18 protein-coding genes, 4 tRNA genes and 1 pseudogene are annotated in these 18,162 nt (G+C 58.8%); 11 read left to right on the forward strand and 12 right to left on the reverse strand.

Annotation, left to right across the window (positions count from 1 at the left end; all coding sequences use genetic code 11):
* The 3 genes from FHT77_RS17410 to FHT77_RS17420 all read right to left on the reverse strand — a co-directional run.
* A partial coding sequence (locus FHT77_RS17410; RefSeq protein WP_183756203.1) for an alcohol dehydrogenase catalytic domain-containing protein occupies positions 1–269 on the reverse strand: 269 nt, incomplete at its 3' end.
* 34 nt (positions 270–303) lie between these two features.
* Positions 304–1,134, reverse strand: coding sequence for a sugar phosphate isomerase/epimerase (locus tag FHT77_RS17415; RefSeq protein WP_183756204.1), 831 nt, complete (start codon positions 1,132–1,134; stop codon positions 304–306).
* A 94-nt stretch (positions 1,135–1,228) separates the two neighbouring features.
* Positions 1,229–2,236, reverse strand: a complete 1,008-nt coding sequence (locus FHT77_RS17420; RefSeq protein WP_183756205.1) for a LacI family DNA-binding transcriptional regulator — start codon at positions 2,234–2,236, stop codon at positions 1,229–1,231.
* Between the two features lie 141 nt (positions 2,237–2,377).
* Here FHT77_RS17420 and FHT77_RS17425 point away from each other — a divergent pair, with 141 nt between their 5' ends.
* The 4 genes from FHT77_RS17425 to FHT77_RS17440 all read left to right on the forward strand — a co-directional run bounded on the left by FHT77_RS17425 (position 2,378) and on the right by FHT77_RS17440 (position 5,591).
* Positions 2,378–3,409: a sterol desaturase family protein gene (locus FHT77_RS17425; protein ID WP_183756206.1), complete on the forward strand. Its 1,032-nt coding sequence runs from the start codon at positions 2,378–2,380 to the stop codon at positions 3,407–3,409.
* 179 nt (positions 3,410–3,588) lie between these two features.
* Positions 3,589–4,518, forward strand: a complete 930-nt coding sequence (locus FHT77_RS17430; RefSeq protein WP_183756207.1) for a sugar ABC transporter substrate-binding protein — start codon at positions 3,589–3,591, stop codon at positions 4,516–4,518.
* Positions 4,519–4,729: 211 nt separating this feature from the next.
* Complete coding sequence (locus FHT77_RS17435; RefSeq protein WP_183756208.1) at positions 4,730–5,251, forward strand: DUF992 domain-containing protein; 522 nt, start codon at positions 4,730–4,732, stop codon at positions 5,249–5,251.
* Positions 5,252–5,342: 91 nt separating this feature from the next.
* Positions 5,343–5,591 carry a hypothetical protein gene (locus FHT77_RS17440; RefSeq protein ID WP_183756209.1) on the forward strand — a complete coding sequence of 83 codons (249 nt, stop codon included), beginning with the start codon at positions 5,343–5,345 and terminating at the stop codon, positions 5,589–5,591.
* Positions 5,592–5,899: 308 nt separating this feature from the next.
* On the opposite strand, the gene FHT77_RS17445 is transcribed toward FHT77_RS17440, so the two are convergent.
* Positions 5,900–6,841 carry a lytic transglycosylase domain-containing protein gene (locus FHT77_RS17445; protein WP_183756210.1) on the reverse strand — a complete coding sequence of 314 codons (942 nt, stop codon included), beginning with the start codon at positions 6,839–6,841 and terminating at the stop codon, positions 5,900–5,902.
* A gap of 216 nt (positions 6,842–7,057) precedes the next feature.
* On the opposite strand from FHT77_RS17445, the gene FHT77_RS17450 reads away from it, so the two are divergent.
* The 3 genes from FHT77_RS17450 (at position 7,058) to FHT77_RS17460 (ending at position 10,610) form a co-directional block, all read left to right on the forward strand.
* Entirely contained in the window at positions 7,058–7,822 is a 765-nt protein-coding gene (locus FHT77_RS17450; RefSeq protein ID WP_183756211.1) for a TIM barrel protein, read from the forward strand.
* 126 nt (positions 7,823–7,948) lie between these two features.
* Positions 7,949–9,175: an adenylate/guanylate cyclase domain-containing protein gene (locus FHT77_RS17455; protein ID WP_183756212.1), complete on the forward strand. Its 1,227-nt coding sequence runs from the start codon at positions 7,949–7,951 to the stop codon at positions 9,173–9,175.
* Positions 9,176–9,278: 103 nt separating this feature from the next.
* Positions 9,279–10,610 (forward strand): FAD-binding oxidoreductase, encoded by a 1,332-nt coding sequence (locus FHT77_RS17460; protein WP_183756213.1) that lies wholly within the window; start codon positions 9,279–9,281, stop codon positions 10,608–10,610.
* 156 nt (positions 10,611–10,766) lie between these two features.
* On the opposite strand, the gene FHT77_RS31375 is transcribed toward FHT77_RS17460, so the two are convergent.
* The 6 genes from FHT77_RS31375 to FHT77_RS17490 all read right to left on the reverse strand — a co-directional run bounded on the left by FHT77_RS31375 (position 10,767) and on the right by FHT77_RS17490 (position 14,150).
* Positions 10,767–11,354 (reverse strand): GlsB/YeaQ/YmgE family stress response membrane protein, encoded by a 588-nt coding sequence (locus tag FHT77_RS31375; RefSeq protein WP_246719905.1) that lies wholly within the window; start codon positions 11,352–11,354, stop codon positions 10,767–10,769.
* Positions 11,355–11,379: 25 nt separating this feature from the next.
* Positions 11,380–11,454: transfer RNA gene (locus FHT77_RS17470), tRNA-Glu, on the reverse strand.
* A 113-nt stretch (positions 11,455–11,567) separates the two neighbouring features.
* Positions 11,568–12,116: an alpha/beta fold hydrolase gene (locus tag FHT77_RS17475; RefSeq protein WP_183756214.1), complete on the reverse strand. Its 549-nt coding sequence runs from the start codon at positions 12,114–12,116 to the stop codon at positions 11,568–11,570.
* Positions 12,117–12,232: 116 nt separating this feature from the next.
* Positions 12,233–12,307: transfer RNA gene (locus tag FHT77_RS17480), tRNA-Glu, on the reverse strand.
* A 197-nt stretch (positions 12,308–12,504) separates the two neighbouring features.
* The gene (locus FHT77_RS17485; protein WP_183756215.1) at positions 12,505–13,554 is read right to left on the reverse strand and encodes a D-Ala-D-Ala carboxypeptidase family metallohydrolase; all 1,050 of its coding nucleotides are present in this window, start codon (positions 13,552–13,554) and stop codon (positions 12,505–12,507) included.
* A 155-nt stretch (positions 13,555–13,709) separates the two neighbouring features.
* A complete protein-coding gene (locus tag FHT77_RS17490; protein ID WP_183756216.1) occupies positions 13,710–14,150 on the reverse strand; it encodes a VOC family protein in 441 nt (146 codons plus the stop codon).
* A gap of 195 nt (positions 14,151–14,345) precedes the next feature.
* On the opposite strand from FHT77_RS17490, the gene FHT77_RS17495 reads away from it, so the two are divergent.
* Positions 14,346–14,924 (forward strand): cold-shock protein, encoded by a 579-nt coding sequence (locus tag FHT77_RS17495; RefSeq protein WP_183756217.1) that lies wholly within the window; start codon positions 14,346–14,348, stop codon positions 14,922–14,924.
* Positions 14,924–15,406 carry a DUF192 domain-containing protein gene (locus FHT77_RS17500; RefSeq protein ID WP_183756218.1) on the forward strand — a complete coding sequence of 161 codons (483 nt, stop codon included), beginning with the start codon at positions 14,924–14,926 and terminating at the stop codon, positions 15,404–15,406. Before FHT77_RS17495 ends, FHT77_RS17500 begins: the two co-directional genes overlap by 1 nt.
* 145 nt (positions 15,407–15,551) lie before the next feature.
* Here FHT77_RS17500 and FHT77_RS17505 read toward each other — a convergent pair.
* A tRNA-Pro gene (locus FHT77_RS17505) sits at positions 15,552–15,628 on the reverse strand.
* A gap of 323 nt (positions 15,629–15,951) precedes the next feature.
* Between FHT77_RS17505 and FHT77_RS17510 the strand changes: the two genes are divergently transcribed.
* Positions 15,952–16,257, forward strand: a complete 306-nt coding sequence (locus tag FHT77_RS17510; protein ID WP_016554394.1) for an ETC complex I subunit — start codon at positions 15,952–15,954, stop codon at positions 16,255–16,257.
* A 49-nt stretch (positions 16,258–16,306) separates the two neighbouring features.
* Positions 16,307–16,383, forward strand: a tRNA-Arg gene (locus tag FHT77_RS17515).
* A gap of 503 nt (positions 16,384–16,886) precedes the next feature.
* Here the strand turns inward: FHT77_RS17515 and FHT77_RS17520 are convergent.
* Positions 16,887–18,088, reverse strand: a pseudogene (locus FHT77_RS17520) (dihydrodipicolinate synthase family protein).
* Positions 18,089–18,162 lie beyond the last annotated feature (74 nt).

Raw genomic sequence — 18,162 nt, forward strand, 5'->3', positions numbered from 1 at the left:
GGCGTATAGAGCGGAATGACGTGGTCACCCTTCTTGACCGAGGTCACCCCCGGGCCGACATCGACGACGATGCCGGCACCCTCATGGCCGAGGATGGCCGGAAACAGGCCTTCCGGATCGGCGCCCGACAGAGTGAAATCGTCGGTGTGGCAGATGCCGGTCGCCTTCACCTCGACCAGCACTTCGCCAGCCCGCGGTCCCTCCAGCTGCACGGTCATCACTTCCAAAGGCTTGCCAGCCTCAACGGCAACGGCGGCGCGAACGTCCATGTCGGGTTCCTCCCAGATTGTTACTTGCGATCGATTAGGCGGTGCGCGCCCAGAGTTCTTTTACGCGGTCTTTCAGCAGCAGTGCTTCCTCCCACCGGTCGGTGGTGTCCTCGCCATCACGGCCGGTGATGGCGTAAGGCTTTGGGCCGAGTTCGCAGGTGAAGGCGAGTGTATCATCTGGTCCGGCCCGGCGTCGCCAGCTTCGAAAACCATACTCCCACCACTCCATGAAGAGATCGAGCCATGGCTGATGGTGCGGGAAGGAGATTTCGATCTGCACCTGTTCGCGCGACGCGACCCGCCCATGGAAGGACCACGAGCTGTCGAGAATGCGATGGATCATGGCATGGTTTTCCGCCGACACCGGACAGGCGAATTCGCGCCCGACCAGGAAGTGCGACAGGTCGCCGAGCAGCCGGAGATTGGGAAGCTGGTCCAGGAGATCGAGCGTGAAGAAGAGGTCGGTCGTCATTCGGTCGCGATGGGTCTCGACATAGACTGGAATCTTCGCTTCTTCGCTCAACCGCTGCCAACCTTCGAGCAATGAAAGACAGTCCTCGATGCGGCGGAGCCGGACGTCGGGTTGGAGACAGAGGTGGGCAACACCGTATTCGGCAGCGTTCTCGAGTGCGGGCTTGAGGTCGTCGACGCTCTTCGGGAAGCATTGGCCCTCGGCCTTCAGCCCGTGAGGCTTTAGGAGAGAGTTCAGGCGCCTGACGTGGCTGCGGTCGTACCAATGGGCGCTGACCCCATCGAATCCGGCCTCTGCGATCCGTTCGATGCTCTCCTCAAGCGAGAGCTCCGGCTGGATGGCGCTACGGCGTTCCATTGCCCAGAGCGACTGGAAAACGGATAGGGATTGCATCGGCGCCTCCGCGGGTTCAGTTGACGGCTAGACAGCACGAAATCGCGGCGTTGGCGAGGCTATTCCCTGAGGTGTTTTGATCAATGCGCGACAGCTAGACGTTCTGGGCGTTAATGGTCATGAAGCGCACGGGATCGGTGGTGATCTCAGCTTTGATGATGTCGAGCTTATGCAGGATCATGTCGACGGCGCGACGTGCCTGAACCTCCGGAGTCTGGTCAATGCATATGTCCATGAGGCCGGACTGCAGATGCCGCTTCTTCTTATCCGTCAGTTCATGGCCGACCCAATAGACGTCCTTCTGCTTCGCCCATTGCTGCAGGACGATCGCCACGCCTTCGTCGCCGCCGCCGGCCGAATAGACGCCGATAATATCCGCGTTGCGGCGAAGCGCCTCGCTTAACAGCTCCGCCGATTGAAGGTCGTCATCATGGCCGAACATGACAAGCGAGAATGAATGCTCCGGAGAGCCTTTCTCGGCGATGTAGTCGGAGAAACCCTTGATGCGCTGGCGGTGATTTGCGTAGGCGCCGCTATGACAGAGAGAGACCAGCTTTCCGCTGCGGGCACCCAGCATCCCGGTCATGTAATAGGCGGCGCAACGACCGGCGGCATAGTCATCAATGCCGACAAACGGGATGTCAGAATCGCAACGGGCAACGATCTGGACCACTTCCACACCGGCTGTACTGGCCTTTCGGAGACTGGCGCTGACCCGGGCATCGTCGGGCGCGCATATGATTAGTCCGGAACGTCGGAAGGCCGGGTTGGCAACGTGGCGCGCCATGCCAACCGGATCGCTTTCCTTGACGAAGGTCCGATGCAGAATGACATTCTTGTCCAGCGACGCGGCGATCCGTTCGAAGGCCTGATTCAGGCGCGCGAAGAAACTCGTTTCGGGGCGAACGAGGATGACCTCGATGCGGATCGCCCCGCGATTGAAATGCGACTGGCGTGTCCCGTACTCCAGCTTCTTGGCTGCGCGAATGACCTTCTCGATGGTTTTGTCCGTAACACCGCCGCGGCCATTGATAACGCGTTCGACGGTTGCCAATCCCAGCTTCGCCTCTCTGGCGACATCCTTCAAAGTCACTTTGGACATGTTTGGCTCCTCCCGCCGAAACTATTGGCTAGCGGCAGCATATGAGCACAGTTGCAAAATGAGGAAAACACCTCAAGCAATGTGTGGGCTCCCGCACACTGCTTCGGTATCTTCAGAGGTAATCGATACGGAGGAGTGGCGATGGACGATACACTTTACGGAAAGCGCAACAAACGGGGCGATTGGGCGCCCGCCAAACTGCTCTCCTATCCGCCGGTTTTTGTATGGCCGGTTCAGCCGATGCGATTCCTGAAGTGGGTCTTCGGCTATCCGGGCTACCTAATGCCCTGGAACGTCCTTTATGCCGTTGTCGGGACGTTGGTCTGGCTGTACGCGACGCCGTCCTTCGAAACGACAAAGACCTTCTCGATCGGCTGGGTCGCGTATCTCCTGGTGCGCAACGCCACGCTGGTCTTCGTGTTTTTTGGAATGTTCCACCTGCGCCTCTATATGCAGCGCAAGCAGGGAACGAGCTTCAAGTACAATGCCAAATGGCCGTCGGTCGGCAATGACGCGTTTGTCTTTGGAAACCAGACCATCGACAACGTCATCTGGACGTTTGCCAGCGCCGTGCCGATATGGACTGCCTTCGAGGCCGTCACGCTCTGGGCATTCGCGAACGGCATCATTCCCTATGTCTCGTTCGCGGAACACCCGGTCTACTGCGGCATCGTGATGTTACTCATCCCGACATTCCGGGATCTGCATTTCTACCTCGTGCACCGCCTGATTCACTGGCCGCCGCTCTACCATGCGGTTCACAAGCTGCATCACAACAACGTCAACCCCGGCCCTTGGTCCGGTCTGGCGATGCATCCGGTCGAGCATCTGCTCTACTTCTCGGGCGTGTTGATCCACTGGATCGTGCCATCCAACCCGGTGCATGCAATGTTTCACCTCGTACATGCGGGGCTTGCTCCGGCCCCGGGCCACGCCGGCTTCGACAAGATCGTCCTTGGGGAGGACAGCGCGATCGACACCCATGCATACGATCACTACCTCCACCACAAGTACTTCGAGTGCAACTACGCTGACGGCGTGATCCCGCTCGACAAGTGGTTCGGAACCTTCCACGACGGCTCGAGTGAAGCACAAGAGCGGATGGACAAGCGGTTCATGGAGCAGGCCCGCCGGCGCCAGGAGAAGAAGGCGAGGCAACAGCAGGCAGGTTGAAAGATCATTATCCTCCCAAGCTTAGCCCGGCTAATTGCCGGGCTTCTTGTTTTCTTCGATACTGGCAAACGTCGTCAAGTTGAGGTTTTTTCATCACAATTTTCGCGGACGAGGGGAGTGGGGGCAGCTACCGTCTTGATGCGGACATCGGGTGCCGCACCATCTCTGGGGAGGAGAACATGCTTAGATTCCTGAGCGCCAGCGCGCTCGCCCTGGTGCTTGCAACTCAAGCTCATGCCGCCGAACGCATAGGCGTTTCAATGGGGACGCTGTCCAATAACTTCCAGACACTGATCGTCAATGGCATGGAGGCCTACGCCAAATCGATCGGTGTTGAATTGCAGATCGAAGATGCGACGACCGACGTCAACAAGCAACTCGATCAGGTCCGCAACTTTGCGACCAGCGGTGTATCGGCAATCATCGTCGATCCCGTCGATTCCGACGGCACGCCTGCGCTTAGCAAGGTTGCCGAAGAGGCCGGCATTCCACTGATCTACGTCAACGTGCAGCCGACCGATCTTTCGACGCTTGGCAAGCAGCAGGCGTTTGTGGGTTCCAACGAAGTCGAATCCGGGACGTTGCAGACGAAGGAAGTCTGTCGGATGCTCGGCGGCAAGGGCAATGTCGTTATCATGATTGGAGATCTGACTAGCCAGGCGGCACGGCAGCGGACACAGGACGTGCATGACGTCATCAAGACAGCCGAATGCAGCGGATTGAACGTGGTTCAGGAGCAGGTCGGAAGCTGGAGCCGCGTCAACGGCGCCGACCTTGTGTCGAACTGGCTGACCTCGGGTCTGGAGTTCGATGCCGTGATCGCCAATAACGACGAAATGGCGCTCGGTGCCATAGCCGCGTTGAAGAATTCTGGTGCCTCGACAGACAAAATCCTCGTCGCCGGCATCGACGCGACGCCTGAAGCGTTGCAGGCAATGAAGGCCGGCGACCTCAAGGTTACCGTGTTCCAGGACGCGAAGGGGCAGGGCAAGGGGTCGATCGATGCGGCCCTCAAGGCGGCGAGGGGTGAGAAGTTGGACCGTGAGGTCTGGATTCCGTTCCAGCTCGTCACTCAGCAGAACATGGCTCAATTTCAAGACCTGAACTAGCTCGGATCGCCTCACGCTCTGAGCCCATCGATCACGGCCATGCTTTTTGCATCGCCGTGATCGACCCGTTTCGGTGGTCTGTTCGCAGCAGGCTCGTTCTTGTCATACGGCGTCGTCTAGGCTGCAAGATCGGAAGGGCAGCCATGCATCAGCGGTATTGGTAAACCACGGCAATACGCTATCTATCTTCAGCCAATACAAGGAGAAAATGATGAAGAAGATCGCAACCGTTGTTGCTGCTGCATCCCTGGTGCAAGCCCTGGCCTCGAGCGTCATCGCGGCTGATTTGGTGAGCACCTACCAGGCGCCCGAAGCTGACCTGCGCGACGGGGTCAAGATCGGGATTCTGACTTGCGATGTCGGCGGCGGCGTCGGTTACGTCCTCGGCTCGGCGAAAACGGTCGATTGCGTTTTCAGCCCGGTTTCGAATGCTGAAGCGCAGGACCGCTACGCAGGTGCGATCCGCAAATTGGGGGTCGATGTCGGGTTTACCACGCGTGGCCGGATCGTGTGGGCAGTGTTCGCCCCGACCGCTGGTTATCATCGCGGGTCACTCGGCGGCCTTTATCAAGGTGCGTCGGCTGAAGCGACGCTTGTCGCCGGTGTCGGAGCCAACATTCTCGTTGGCGGGACCAGCGGCTCGGTCCAGCTGCAGACTTTGAGCGTGACTGGCCAACTCGGCCTCAACGTTGCTGCGACCGGAACGTCGATGACGTTGACGCCGCAAGGATAAGCGAGTCTCGCCGGCTCGTTCGGCGATCACGATTGAATCTGGCCGCATGTAGTGCGGCCAGATTTTGAGGGTTCGGTATGGGAGGGAAGCGATGAGATATGCCGCAATGCTGGTTGCGATGGCGCTGACCGGCTGTACGTCTGCGCCACCTCCTGAGCCCATTCAGGGAAGCATTACCTATGGACGTGTTGTTCACTCACCCTATCCGCCGGGAACGGTGGTCAAGAACACGTTCCTTGGAAAATGGGGCTACCGCGTCTTCGAGAAGTATGTCGTCCAGCCTGATGGAACGCTCAAATTGACCTATCAGGAAACCGCCCCGGACTTCCTGACTGACTGATCTGGAGCAGACGCTTGGCCGTCGCTATCGAAGCTTCGGCGGCTTGGCGAGCGGATTTGGCTGAATTTCGTGCTCACCGGCATGGCGCCCGAAGAGCTTATGCAGCTTGCGCTCTTCTGCGGAATCAACGTCGTTTCGTCGTCCGCGATTGATGACGCTTCGGCCCCGCGGCCCCGGATTTCTGATCTGTCTGTTTGGCGTGCTGTGCATAGCTCTTTCCTCCCGTGAGGGAAACGCGCAACTCATTCTAATGTTCATGGCCGCGAGAGAAAAGGCGTCTGGTTTCCTGCATGGAAGCAGATACTGGCTCAGTTTCTGAAAACCGTGCATGCCGCACCGGCCGCACGCACTGTCACGCAGACCTTGTCGGCTTCGGCGCGGGTCTGCCTGCCGATACGAGCAGCGTAGCGCGGCCTGAAGCCGAAGCTGCGGTCGCGCACACGCACGATGACCGGCTCTTCGGCTGCGAGCGATGCAGGAAGCTGACGTGCTACGGCTGAAAACAGACGAAGGGCCGCTGCGTCGTTGCTATGGGCAGCAAGTTGTGCGCCCCAGGGCGCCCAGGGGCCTTGTTGAACCGATGCGGTTTCGGTGAGACGACGCTTGCTGGCAAGCTCGATGCAGGCGTCGATGAAGGGTTTGTTTGGACTCAGAAACTGAGCAGCATCGACTGGCGGATCGTTCTTCCATTGCTCGACGGTGCTTGCGGTTATGGCAAGGACATAGCTACGGGTCTCGAAAGGCAGCAGACCGGTATCGAGATAGTCGGCGAGCCCTTGTTCACCGGCATTGTAGGCAGCAGCAGCCAGGCCGAGATTGCCAAATCGTGTTCGCAGATCGTCGAGATATCGTGCTGATTCCTTGAGGGATTCAAGGACATCGAAACTATCCCGCAATCCTCGCAATCTGGCGGTTCCGGGCATGAACTGGGCGATGCCCTGCGCGCCCTTCGGACTGATGGCGCCCGCCTGGAAGCGGCTCTCCCGCCAGATCAGACGAGCAAAATACTCCGGCGGCAGACGATTCTCCTGAGCGAAGTGATCAATCGCGACGCAAAGATCGCGGCCATATGTTTCGCGGGTGATGCAAAGGCGCTCACCGGAGTTCGGGAGGTCGAGAGAATAAACGCAGACGCGATGTGAAGTGGCCGCGGGCGGCTGGGAAAGGGCCGTCTTGGGAAGCGCCAGCATAAAGCCGGCCACCAAGGTTACGACGCCCGCCTTGCTAAACGATACGCCCACCGCAGTCATCGTCCCTCTGTCGCCATTCCAAGCTTTCTCAATCGGGCTGGAAAAAGATACGCCCGTCATCGAATGACGGGCGGAGTTGGGAGATTAATACGCCTTCACACGTTAGCAATGCTGAATATGACGTCAAGACGGAAACAACGCGCGGGAGGTTTTTGCCATATGCCTGTTGCCGCCGCTCGACTATGGTCGACCAGTTCCCGATTCAGTGAGGCCGCCATGAGACTTTCTGCTTGCATCGAATGGCTGTTCGCAGCCGAGGCCGAGAACTTCGCGGACAGGATCCGGTTTGCGCACAGTCATGGTGTCGAGGCCGTCGAATTCTGGAGATGGACGGACAAGGATATCGGCAGCATCGAATGGGCGCTGACCGAAACGGGCGTTGAACTTACCAGCTTCGTGGCCGAACCGATGATCGCCTTAACTGACAGAAACAACAAAGAAAACTTCCTGAAGGGGCTGAAAAGTTCTGTTGAGACTGCCCGACGCCTCGGTGCGCATACGTTGATTGCCCAGGCAGGCAATGATCTCCCTGGTAAGTCCCGTGACGAGCAGAAGGTGGCGCTCGTCGAGACGCTGACCGCTGCCGGCGAGTTTCTCGAGGGTACTGGTGTCCGCCTTGGACTCGAGCCGCTCAACACGTTGATCGATCACGTTGGCTATTTCCTGCACTCAACGATCGAAGGCATCGAGATCGTGAGGGCGACGGGGCGGCCAGAGATCGGCATCGTCTACGATGTCTATCATTCCGCAGTGATGGGGGAGGATACGGCAGAGGTCATAGCGGACAACATCGACCGGGTTTTCCACGTCCATATCGCCGATCATCCGGGAAGGAACGAGCCGGGTAGCGGGAATATCGACCTCAAGCACCGCGTCGATTGGCTCGTCCAACATGGTTACGGCGGCGCGATTGGACTCGAATACAGGCCTTTGGCGTCGAGCGCCACGACCATCGCAGAGACACGGCGTTTGCTCGGCTAAGAAACAGCGTAACTCATCCTTGGTCGGTACCGGCTATTTCAATTCGACGCGCCGTGTACCATCTAGCTGGTGGATGGATAGGGTCTTCCGCAATCGGGAGACGACCGTGTTTTGTGGAGCGTAGTTATGCAATCCCTTTCGGACGTACCTGTGGACCTCATGGAGCAGAGCGAGGGCGTGTGGCCGACGCGTCGACGCAAGATTATCGATTGGCTGGTCAACGAGACGCGCGGCGAGAGGTTCATCGACAACATATTTGTGCAGATGTGCCAGCGGCTGCGCGACGAGGGCGTGCCTGTTGCACGCGCATCGTTGCATTTCCGAACGCTTCATCCGCAATGGCTGGGTGCGCGCATCCTCTGGCGCACCGGCCTGGCTGAAGCCAAGATCGATACGTTCGCCTATGGGGTCGAGAAAACACCGCAGTTTCAAAACAGCCCGGTGAACGAGATCTTCAGCGGCGCAGTCGAAGTACGCAGAAACCTCGAGATAATGCGCGACGGCGACGGCCACCACCAATTCTATGACGAAATGATACGTGAAGGGCTAACCGAGTACGTCGCCTGGCCAATGGAACACACGCTCGGCAAACGCCACATCGCGACCTTTTCCAGTGACCGTCCCGGTGGCTTTACAGGAGAGCATATCGCCTTCCTCAAAGACGTTCTTCCGGCATTGACGCTTGTGAGCGAAATTCGCACCAAGAACATTCTTGCGCGCACTTTGCTTGAAACCTACGTCGGGCCACACGCCAGCGCCGAAATTCTTGCCGGCGCCACGACCCGCGGCAGCGGTGCGACGGTCGGTGCTGCGATCATGATCTGCGACCTGCGCGACTTTACGACCATTTCGGATCAATGGCCGCGCGATGACGTCATCGAGCTCCTGAACGGCTATTTCGACGCAATGTCGGAGCCGATCGAAAAGCACGGTGGCGAAATCCTCAAGTTCATGGGTGACGGCATGCTGGCGATCTTTCCGCTGCGCGACGCCGCGGCCTGCCAGAACCTTCTGATGGCGATCAAGGAGGCGGAGCGTGCTGTCGCCGATCTCAACGAGCGCAATGCGCGCGACGGGCGCGAGGTGCTGCGCTACGGGGTCGGCGTCCACGTCGGCGACGTGATGTACGGGAATATCGGCTCGCGTCGGCGGCTCGACTTCACAGTGATCGGACCGGCCGTGAACGTAGCCTCGCGCCTGGAAAGCCTGACGAAGGAAATCAAGCGTCCGGTGCTTTTCTCCCGGGCCTTCGTCGAAATGGCCGCGTGCAAGGAAGGCATGGAAAGCCTCGGTTCGTTCCCGCTTCGGGGATTGGGCGAACCGGTCGACGTGTTTGCCTTCAAGCAGTCCTGAAAGAATGCAGGACAAGGCACGGGCAGGGTTCCGAAATGCGGATTGGGGTTGTAGGGCTACCTTAGCCTAACGATCTTGAGTTCCTGCCAGGAGACGATCCCTCATGCCCGGTCCGTATGTCGTTCCCGTCCACGGTGACGAGGAGCTTCCGAAAGAATGCGACGTTGTCGTCATCGGCGGCGGTATCATCGGTTGCTCCACCGCGCTGGAGCTTGCCGAACGTGGCTTGCGCGTCACGCTCTGCGAGAAGGGCGGTATCGGCAAGGAACAGTCGAGCCGCAACTGGGGTTGGGTGCGCATCTCGATGCGCGATCCGCGCGAAGTCCCGTTGATGGCCGAGGCGCTGAGGATATGGGATGGCCTCGACAAGCGCACCGGTCGCGACACCGGCTTCAAGCGAGCCGGCATCATCTTCACCTGCACCAATGAAAAGGAACTGGCCGACCACGAGCGCTGGCGTACGAATCTGGACGGCTATCAGATCGAATCCCGCATGCTGACCGCACGCGAATTCGGCGAAACGGTTCCCGGGGCGAGGCTCGACACGGCGGGAGCGCTCTATACGCCGGCCGACGGGCGAGCGGAGCCGCAGAAAGTGGCACCGGCAATCGCTGAAGCAGCGCGCGACAAGGGAGCGACGATCCTGACGGAATGCGCAGTGCGCGGCATCGAGACTTCAGCGGGAGCCGTCAGTGGCGTGGTGACCGAACGTGGTGCGATCGCCTGCACGGCCGTCGTTCTGGCTGGTGGAGCCTGGTCCAGCCTGTTTGCCGGGCGCTTCGGCATCGACCTGCCGCAGCTCAAGGTATTGAACAGCGTGATGCGCACCAGACCGTTGGAAGGCGGGCCGGAGCAAGCGATCTGGGCGAAGGATTTCGCGATCCGCAAGCGGCAAGACGGCGGCTATACCGTAGCTTGCGGACACGACAACATCGTCGACATCGTGCCGGATTCGTTCCGTTATGCCGCAGATTTCCTGCCGGCGTTGCGGGCCGAGTGGAAATCGCTCTCCTTTCGCTTGGCCGGTCGTTTTTTCGACGAGTTGCGCATTCCGCGGCATTGGTCGATGGATGAGGCAAGCCCGTTTGAGTCTCACCGGGTTCTCGATCCGTTGCCCTCGAAGAAATTGACGCTGGATGCGCTAGGCGGCCTGAAAAGGGCGTTTCCGGTGTTCGAGAAGGCGGAAATCGCGCAGCGCTGGGGTGGCTATATCGATGTTGCGCCAGATGCCGTGCCCGTCATCTCGGCCCTTGACGCCATTCCCGGCTTTCATGTCGCGACCGGATTTTCCGGGCATGGCTTCGGCATCGGGCCGGCGGCAGGGCGCTTGATGGCGGATATCGTTACCGGCGGGCCACCCGTCGTCGACCCGAAGGCATTTCGGATTTCACGCTTCAGCGACGGTTCGAAGGTGGAGCTGATCAGCGGCTTCTGACCACGCCGAGCCGACTTCCAATGCCAACCGCTTGGCAGAAGGTCACCGTGCGCTCTGGTTCGCGCCATCCCGCATGAACTGGGTCTAAGAGGAAAAGTGTCATATCAGCGCTGGGCTGATGCTCGCGTTACTGGCCGGTCTTTTGACCACCGTCGCTCACCAGTCGTCGGGAGCCCGCGGTGGTCGCATGCGAACTCGGACCAACCGTATGGGCAGCAACAGCAGACACACGCCGAAAAAGCCGAGCCCGAAAAAAGCGACCCATCCGCCGTAGTGAAAACCCAGTCGCTCCGCGATTGCATTGAGGATAACGGCCCCAACGACCCCCGCGACGATATCGGTCGCTAGATGGGCATGGGCGTGCATGAATTTGTTGGCCATCCAACCGGCAACGCCTCCGACGATGACAGCCGTCAGCCAGTCAACCCGCCCTTCGGTCATGGAAGCACTTACGACGGGTGATAACCATTCAACTTGTCCTTCGTCCATGGCGGCACCTACGCTCAAATTCCGACTGTGCGACAATAGCACCCTGTACTCCGGCCAGAAGTACGCAACGGAAAATTTGCGAACCAAATGTTCGTTGAGCGAGCAAAGGGACTGATCCACCAAGCTCGCTATTTTGGGGGTTTGCTTTCGATTGATTTCGCAGCCGTATCCATTTGCGCCCATTAGCGTTTTCGGCCGCAAGGGCAGGGCGTAGGTCGGTTCAGGCGCATTTTGACGCGCAACCCAAAAAAACAAATGATATCAATGGGAGTGGTGCGAGTGGTACGCCCTAGGGGAATCGAACCCCTCTTTACAGAATGAGAATCTGTTGTCCTAACCGATAGACGAAGGGCGCATTAACAAAAGAAATAGGAACGGAAGCGCGTTTCGACAAGACGCGCGAACTGAGTGAAAATACCGCGGCGCCTTCTTGCTCTTGCTCGAAAGCGGCGAGAGCGATGCCTAAGCTTAGGAGAGCAAACGAATGTCTGCCGCGACGTCGCTCAGATCATTGTTGAACTGGTGATCTCGGTGTTCGAGCATTCGAACCACAGCACGTGGAAACACTTTCGCATAGAGATGAACATGGGCAGCAGGCACCTCCGCGTCTTCAGCGCCATGATAGAGATAGAGGGGAGTGCCGGCCGAAATGCGCCCTGGGACCTCGCGGCAGTCGCCCATGCCACTGCTTGACCATCCGCCTTCTCCGAAGAAGGGTGCCGCGAGGACAAACAAGCCGCCAAACCTTGGCTTGTGTTGTTCGGCAAACGCATGGATCAAAACAGTGCCGCCGAACGAGTGACCCACGAGAACTGCCCGATCCTCCAGCAAGTCGAGTTCGCTCGCCAGTGCGGCCTTCCAGACTGTGTAACTGGGATCGTCTTCGCCGGGCATCCTTGGGTAGCGGACAGCATAGTTTTCGCCGAGTTCGCGCTCGAGGCTCGCCACGAGCTGGTTATCCCAGTGGTCGTGGACACCTTCGCCCGCACCCTGAATGAAAAGGACTTGTTTGGACATCGGCCATTTTTATTGGACGAGGGGCATAGCGCAAGACCGCCGCTTTCCGCAGAAGGTTGCGAATACGCGGCAATCATGTCGAAGAAAACCAAAAAATTCAATGAAATCAACACGAATGGCACGCCCTAGGGGAGTCGAACCCCTCTTCCCAGAATGAAAATCTGGTGTCCTAACCGATAGACGAAGGGCGCTTCCTTCGTGGTGGCGCCCTTATAGTCAGGCACTTTGAATCCCGCAAGCGGCAATTTCGATTTTTTGCAAAATAATGACAGGATTTTTTTGCGGCAGCGAACTCGCGTTTATTGCAACCGAATCAAAACGCTATCGGTCGATGTTCGCAACCCATCGGGCATACTTACGCTGTGTTATGAACGATGCAGGGCAAGCGCTAAAGGGCGCGCGCGATCGCCGCCGGCGCCGTTCTACCGCCACAACCCCAGTTCCAGTCACGGCTCTTTCCGGTGTCAAGATGGATGGAATCGGTGTGGCAATAGGTGCCAACGCCGCCGCGATCAGGCAGCGAGCGAATATAGCTCGCGATGTCCCATTTCGACACTCCGTCCATCTGGATGTCGGCGGCGTCACAGGTCTTGTGCATGGATTCCTCGGCGCCACCGACCATGCGATTATGGTCTGGGTCGCGGTAGCCCGACGTGACGACGACTGGCTTGCCGAAATGCGTTTCGACGGCCTTGATGACATTCAACAGGTTCGGCTTGAAGCAGCCGACGTCAACCTTGTCGTTTTGAAGATGCAGACCGTTGGGCGCAATCCGTGTCATGCCGGGTAGCGAGGCCTTTTGTAGCAACCCGGAAAGACTGCCGAGCAGGTTTTGCCGCGGTGCGCTGTAAAGCGCATTCATCGTCTGGCCCGTTGCCAATGAGGCAGTCTGGACCGGCGTGATCTGCGTGCTTGTATTCTGTGAGGATTGCTGTGGCAGCAAGGGCGGCTGACCCTGCTGGGATTGCGGGGATTGATCGGGTGGGAGCTGGCTGCTGTAGACGCTGGAGCGGGTCGGGCTGACGCCGCCGGGTGCATAGGCATTGCCGGCGGCCGGCTGCAACTGCGTCGAGGTCGGATTGTTTTGTGGTGCCGGGTGTACCGAGAAAATGCTCATCGCCTGTGCATTAATGCCAGTCGACTGCATTGCCAGGCCGCCAATATTGGCAGGCGCCGAAGCGGTCAATCCGACCGCCACCGGCTGCGCATTCGCGGCTTGAGCCGGCTGGGGGCCCGACATGCCGGCCACCATGGGGTCGCGGTAGCCGGGCTTGGCAGGCGCCGCCGCCTGCTGCGCTACATCAGCCGGCTCGACGGGGGCGACCACCGCTGCGGCATCGGTACCCTTCTTGTCCGACATGCAGCCGGTCAGCATCAGTGCCGATGTGGCGATCAGAAGGGCAGGTCCAAAAGGGATCCGCTTTTCAATAGCGAGCACGCGAGCAGTCTCCAGGAGATGGCGAAGCTGCGCAAAAGTCGCGTCGTTTCGCCTCGAGTCGGCTGGAGAGTGCCTGCGCCACCAGGCTGCGGCAAGCGCGGCGCGGACACGTCGGTCCGAAATCGCAAAAGCCGCAAGCCTCGCAAAAGCCTCGGCTACCAGGCGCCGGTATTGCCCATCGAAGCCCAGGGTTCGGCGGATGGAAGGCTGCCGCCCTTCTGCAGAATCTCGATCGAGATTCCGTCGGGCGAACGCGCGAAAGCCATGTGGCCGTCACGCGGCGGACGATTGATGGTGATACCGTTGTCCATCAGCTTCTGGCAGACGGCATAGATATCGTCGACCTCATAGGCGAGATGGCCGAAATTGCGCCCGCCGGTATAGTCTTCGGTGTCCCAGTTGTAGGTCAATTCCAGGCATGGCGCGCCCTTGGCGCTGGCGTCGCTTTTGTCGCCGGGGGCCGCAAGGAAAACGAGCGTGAAACGGCCTTTCTCGTTCTCCGTGCGTCGGACTTCCTCGAGGCCGAAGAGGGTCGTGTAAAAATGCAGGGAGGCATCCAGATCTTTCACGCGGACCATGGTGTGGAGATAACGCATTCTATTTCCTCTCTATTGCGGGGTGACGGAATCTTATGTGGCGGAACACCAGTTTCGGGCAAGACAGCGGGGTATGATTGGCAACTGGGAATAATCGAAAAGTAGGACTTGCGCTAATCCGTTACCAACATGTTAATCTTGATCTCAAGAATCAGTTAACCGTAACAGTGTGACGCGTATTGAGGGGCTGGCGACATGGCTGACAGGATTTCATCAAAGGAATTCACCGACCTCGAACAACTCGCGGGGGAAGCGGTCGACCTCATTGAAATCACCGGCGTCGTCAAGTGGTTCGACGTAGCCAAGGGCTTCGGTTTTATTGTCCCCGACAATGGCATGCAGGATGTCCTCCTTCATGTGACCTGCCTGCGTCGCGACGGTTTCCAGACAATTCTCGAAGGCACGCGGATCGTTGCGCTGATTCAGCGCCGCGAACGCGGCTACCAGGCATTCAAGATCCTTTCCATGGACCAGTCGACGGCCGTCCATCCCTCGATGCTGCCGCCGGTTCGCACGCATGTGCAGGTGACACCGACGAGCGGGCTGGAGCGCGCCCTGGTAAAGTGGTTCAACCGCACCAAGGGTTTCGGTTTTCTAACGCGGGGCGAGGGGACCGAGGATATTTTCGTGCACATGGAAACATTGCGCCGGTTCGGTCTCACCGAGTTGCGTCCGGGTCAGGTCGTACTCGTGCGTTACGGCGACGGCGACAAGGGGCTGATGGCTGCCGAGATTCATCCGGATGTGCCAAGCCCGGTGAGCCGCGCACACTGATGCGTGTGTCCCGCTCGCACTGGATAAGAAGCGCCCTTGCGGCGCTTTTTTTCATCGTCGCCCTGCCGGCCCTTTCGCAACAGCCGATGACGTTCGACAAGGAGCCGCTCATCATCCACACGGCGTCTGGCAAACGGCTGAATTTCATCGTCGAGATCGCCGACACGAACGAAGAGCGCCAGCGCGGGCTCATGTATCGCAAGGAAATGGCCGAAGACGCTGGAATGATCTTCGATTTCGGCGTGTCGCGACGGGTGCAGATGTGGATGGAAAACACGATCCTGCCCCTCGATATGCTGTTCGTTGATTCGACGGGTACGATTCGCAACATCAAGCAGAACGCCGTGCCGTACTCGCAGGAGATCATCGATTCGATGACGGAGGTGAAGTATGTGATCGAGCTTAATGCCGGCGTGACGGCAAAGCTCGGCATCAAGCCGGGTGACAAAGTGATGAGCGCGACGACCACCAAGAAGAAATAGCGCGCCACTCCAAAGCACCGCGAGATCGACCTATACGCAATCGATTCGGGGGCGTTGCGCAGCCGCGCCGATTGGCGGGGGCAATGTGAATGGGTTGGCAATGCCGGTTAAGGCAGCCAGTCATATCATGAATTGTCGAGAAAAGTGGTCGGAGTGGAGAGATTCGAACTCCCGACCCTCTGGTCCCAAACCAGATGCGCTACCAGACTGCGCTACACTCCGTGCCGACGAGGGAGGGCAATACACGGTTCGCCTCGAGCCCGCAATATCTAAAATCACCTAATCCCCCGCTTGGTGAGCGCTCTTTCGTTCAGCGCGGTGTGCGTCTGTTGACGTCAGTGCGAATTAGGGAAGGGTAGTGGATGGGCGTCGGAAACGGCTCATGAATGCCGGTTCCTGCGCCACGGCTTTTCTCTTGAAAAGAAAGGGATTCGCCGCTAAGCAAAATTCATCTCTTCGTGCGATGTTTGAATGAAGAGAGGCCCCGGACATGGGGAAGACGAAGTTTTGAGTGCGAAAGCCCGTTAACCGGAGGCGCTGCAGCGATGTCTGCCAAGATCTACCGTCCCGCCAAGACAGCGATGCAGTCCGGCAAGGCAAAGACACATATTTGGGTTCTTGAGTTCGATCAGGAGACGCCGCGCACCATCGACCCGATCATGGGCTATACGTCCTCCTCGGATATGCGCCAGCAGTTGAAGCTGACCTTCGAAACGCAGGAACTCGCCGAGGCTTATGCCAAGCGTAACGGTATCGAGTACCGGGTGATTGCGCCAAAGGATCCGCAGCGTCAGATCGTGGCCTATCCCGACAACTTCCGCTATACGCGGACGCAACCCTGGACGCATTGATCCGCGTCCAGCGATAACAGATATGGCCGGACCCAGTGCCCGGTCGCGTGGCCCCTTAGCTCAGCTGGATAGAGCACCTGCCTTCTAAGCAGGTTGTCGCAGGTTCGATTCCTGCAGGGGTCGCCATTCTTGTGTGTTTCGACATCGCATGAAGCGCGTCTAGCGCCGCAACGATCGCGAGACCAAGGTCCAATGTGCAATCGACTTCGGTCGTCTATAGTCGAGATTGACGGGCCTCGTCTTGCCGCAACCTGGTGACGGAGACGAGTGCTGGTTCGATCTCAACGAGCGTGCCTGGAACTCCCGCGCAATGCGAGGTTGCTTCGAACCTATTGGCCGACGGTCGTCGTGTGTTGCTGCGAGGAGGAGTAGATGTACCGATTTCGCGTTTTTGTAGTGATCGGAGCGCTGATCAGCCTTACGACAATCACGTCGGCCTGTACTTCGACGTCCAATCAACAGAATCGAAATCTTCCGCTGAACTCGGCTTGTGCACTTGGATTCGATAACGACCGACCTTGTAGCTACTAGATAGAGCGGTCGAACGGAACCCGCCGTGTGGCGGGAACTAGGACAAGAGACTTCGACAGGTCGCGCAGGCGATCCCGACGCGACCCGTATGTTGAGCGCTAGAGTGCGCGCCCTGGCGTGGTTCTCACGATGGCGCACCCAATGCCGAACACGCCCATGAAATGCTTCATGCGGGCGGTGGCAAGCTCCGGCTTGTCCAGGACGTTCGCCTTGTCTGCGAGGCGGAAGATCTCGGCATAATGATTGATGCCGCGCGCCGACTGCAACCCCGCCGGCAGGCTGAAATGGCTTTGGTGGCCATTCAGCCAAGCCAGAAAGACGACGCCAGCCTTATAGTATTGCGTCGGCGCTTCAAAGATCTTGCGCGAGAGCGGGACGGTCGGCTCGATAACAGAGCGGAACGTAGCGGCATCGCCGGCTGCGAGCGATGCCAATGCATTGATGCCGACGGTGCAACGGCATCGAAGATGCCAAGGAGCGCATGGCTGTAACGCTCGCCATCTCCTTCAATCAGTTCGGCATAGTTGAAGTCATCGCCCGTAAAGCAGAGTACGCCTTCAGGAAGCTGATTGCGGAGCTGTACCTCTTTGGCGTTGTCGAGCAGCGAGATCTTGATTCCCTCGACCTTGTCCTTGTTCTCGTTGATGATCCTGAGAACAGAGGCCAGGGCCGGCGCAAATTCGGAGCTCCCCCAGTAGCCGGCTAAGTTCGGATCGAACATCTCGCCCAACCAATGGAGGACGACCTTGTCCTTGGCCTGGGAGAGAATCCGGCCGTAAACCTTGGCGTAGTCGTCGGCAGAGGACGCGACCCGAGCGAGGGCGCGGCTTGCCATCATGATGGCGCGGCCGCCGTTCTTTTCGACGAATTCTATCTGGGTCTCATATGCCCGGATGACGTCGTCAATCGATCTTGCGTCGGATGCTGCGAGATGATCGGTGCCGGCGCCGCAGGCGAGATCCGCGCCTGCAATATTGCGAGATTCGTCCAGTGATCGCCGAATCAGTTCCTGTGCGCCAGCCCAATTGAGGCCCATGCCGCGCTGGGAGGTATCCATCGCTTCGGCGATCTTGAAGCCAAGGCTCCACAGATGCCGGCGGAAAGCGATCGTTGCGTCCCAATCGATCGCCGGGCGGCCCCACGGATCCACGTCCTTTTGCGGGTCCGAGACGACGTGGGCGGCGGCATAAGCGATCCGGTTGAATTTGGGTGGCGTGGAAGGGCGCCCGATCGGCGTCCCGACAAGGCGGTACTCTTCAGTGGAACCGTCGGGGTTCGGCAGATTCAAAGACAAGCTCATTGCGATCCTCCTCAATGGTGACTGAGGCAATAATTTGGATCGTTCCAAATTGCAACAGCTTTTTTGAATCAACA

This window comes from Rhizobium sp. BK181 (assembly GCF_014193305.1).
In the GTDB taxonomy this organism is placed as follows: Bacteria; Pseudomonadota; Alphaproteobacteria; order Rhizobiales; family Rhizobiaceae; genus Rhizobium.

Coding starts and splice junctions, on each gene's coding strand:
- FHT77_RS17415 (WP_183756204.1), bottom strand. CDS start 1,134: ATGCAATCCCTATCCGTTTTCCAGTCGCTCTGGGCAATGGAACGCCGT.
- FHT77_RS17420 (WP_183756205.1), bottom strand. CDS start 2,236: ATGTCCAAAGTGACTTTGAAGGATGTCGCCAGAGAGGCGAAGCTGGGA.
- FHT77_RS17425 (WP_183756206.1), top strand. CDS start 2,378: ATGGACGATACACTTTACGGAAAGCGCAACAAACGGGGCGATTGGGCG.
- FHT77_RS17430 (WP_183756207.1), top strand. CDS start 3,589: ATGCTTAGATTCCTGAGCGCCAGCGCGCTCGCCCTGGTGCTTGCAACT.
- FHT77_RS17435 (WP_183756208.1), top strand. CDS start 4,730: ATGAAGAAGATCGCAACCGTTGTTGCTGCTGCATCCCTGGTGCAAGCC.
- FHT77_RS17440 (WP_183756209.1), top strand. CDS start 5,343: ATGAGATATGCCGCAATGCTGGTTGCGATGGCGCTGACCGGCTGTACG.
- FHT77_RS17445 (WP_183756210.1), bottom strand. CDS start 6,841: ATGACTGCGGTGGGCGTATCGTTTAGCAAGGCGGGCGTCGTAACCTTG.
- FHT77_RS17450 (WP_183756211.1), top strand. CDS start 7,058: ATGAGACTTTCTGCTTGCATCGAATGGCTGTTCGCAGCCGAGGCCGAG.
- FHT77_RS17455 (WP_183756212.1), top strand. CDS start 7,949: ATGCAATCCCTTTCGGACGTACCTGTGGACCTCATGGAGCAGAGCGAG.
- FHT77_RS17460 (WP_183756213.1), top strand. CDS start 9,279: ATGCCCGGTCCGTATGTCGTTCCCGTCCACGGTGACGAGGAGCTTCCG.
- FHT77_RS17475 (WP_183756214.1), bottom strand. CDS start 12,116: ATGTCCAAACAAGTCCTTTTCATTCAGGGTGCGGGCGAAGGTGTCCAC.
- FHT77_RS17490 (WP_183756216.1), bottom strand. CDS start 14,150: ATGCGTTATCTCCACACCATGGTCCGCGTGAAAGATCTGGATGCCTCC.
- FHT77_RS17495 (WP_183756217.1), top strand. CDS start 14,346: ATGGCTGACAGGATTTCATCAAAGGAATTCACCGACCTCGAACAACTC.
- FHT77_RS17500 (WP_183756218.1), top strand. CDS start 14,924: ATGCGTGTGTCCCGCTCGCACTGGATAAGAAGCGCCCTTGCGGCGCTT.
- FHT77_RS17510 (WP_016554394.1), top strand. CDS start 15,952: ATGTCTGCCAAGATCTACCGTCCCGCCAAGACAGCGATGCAGTCCGGC.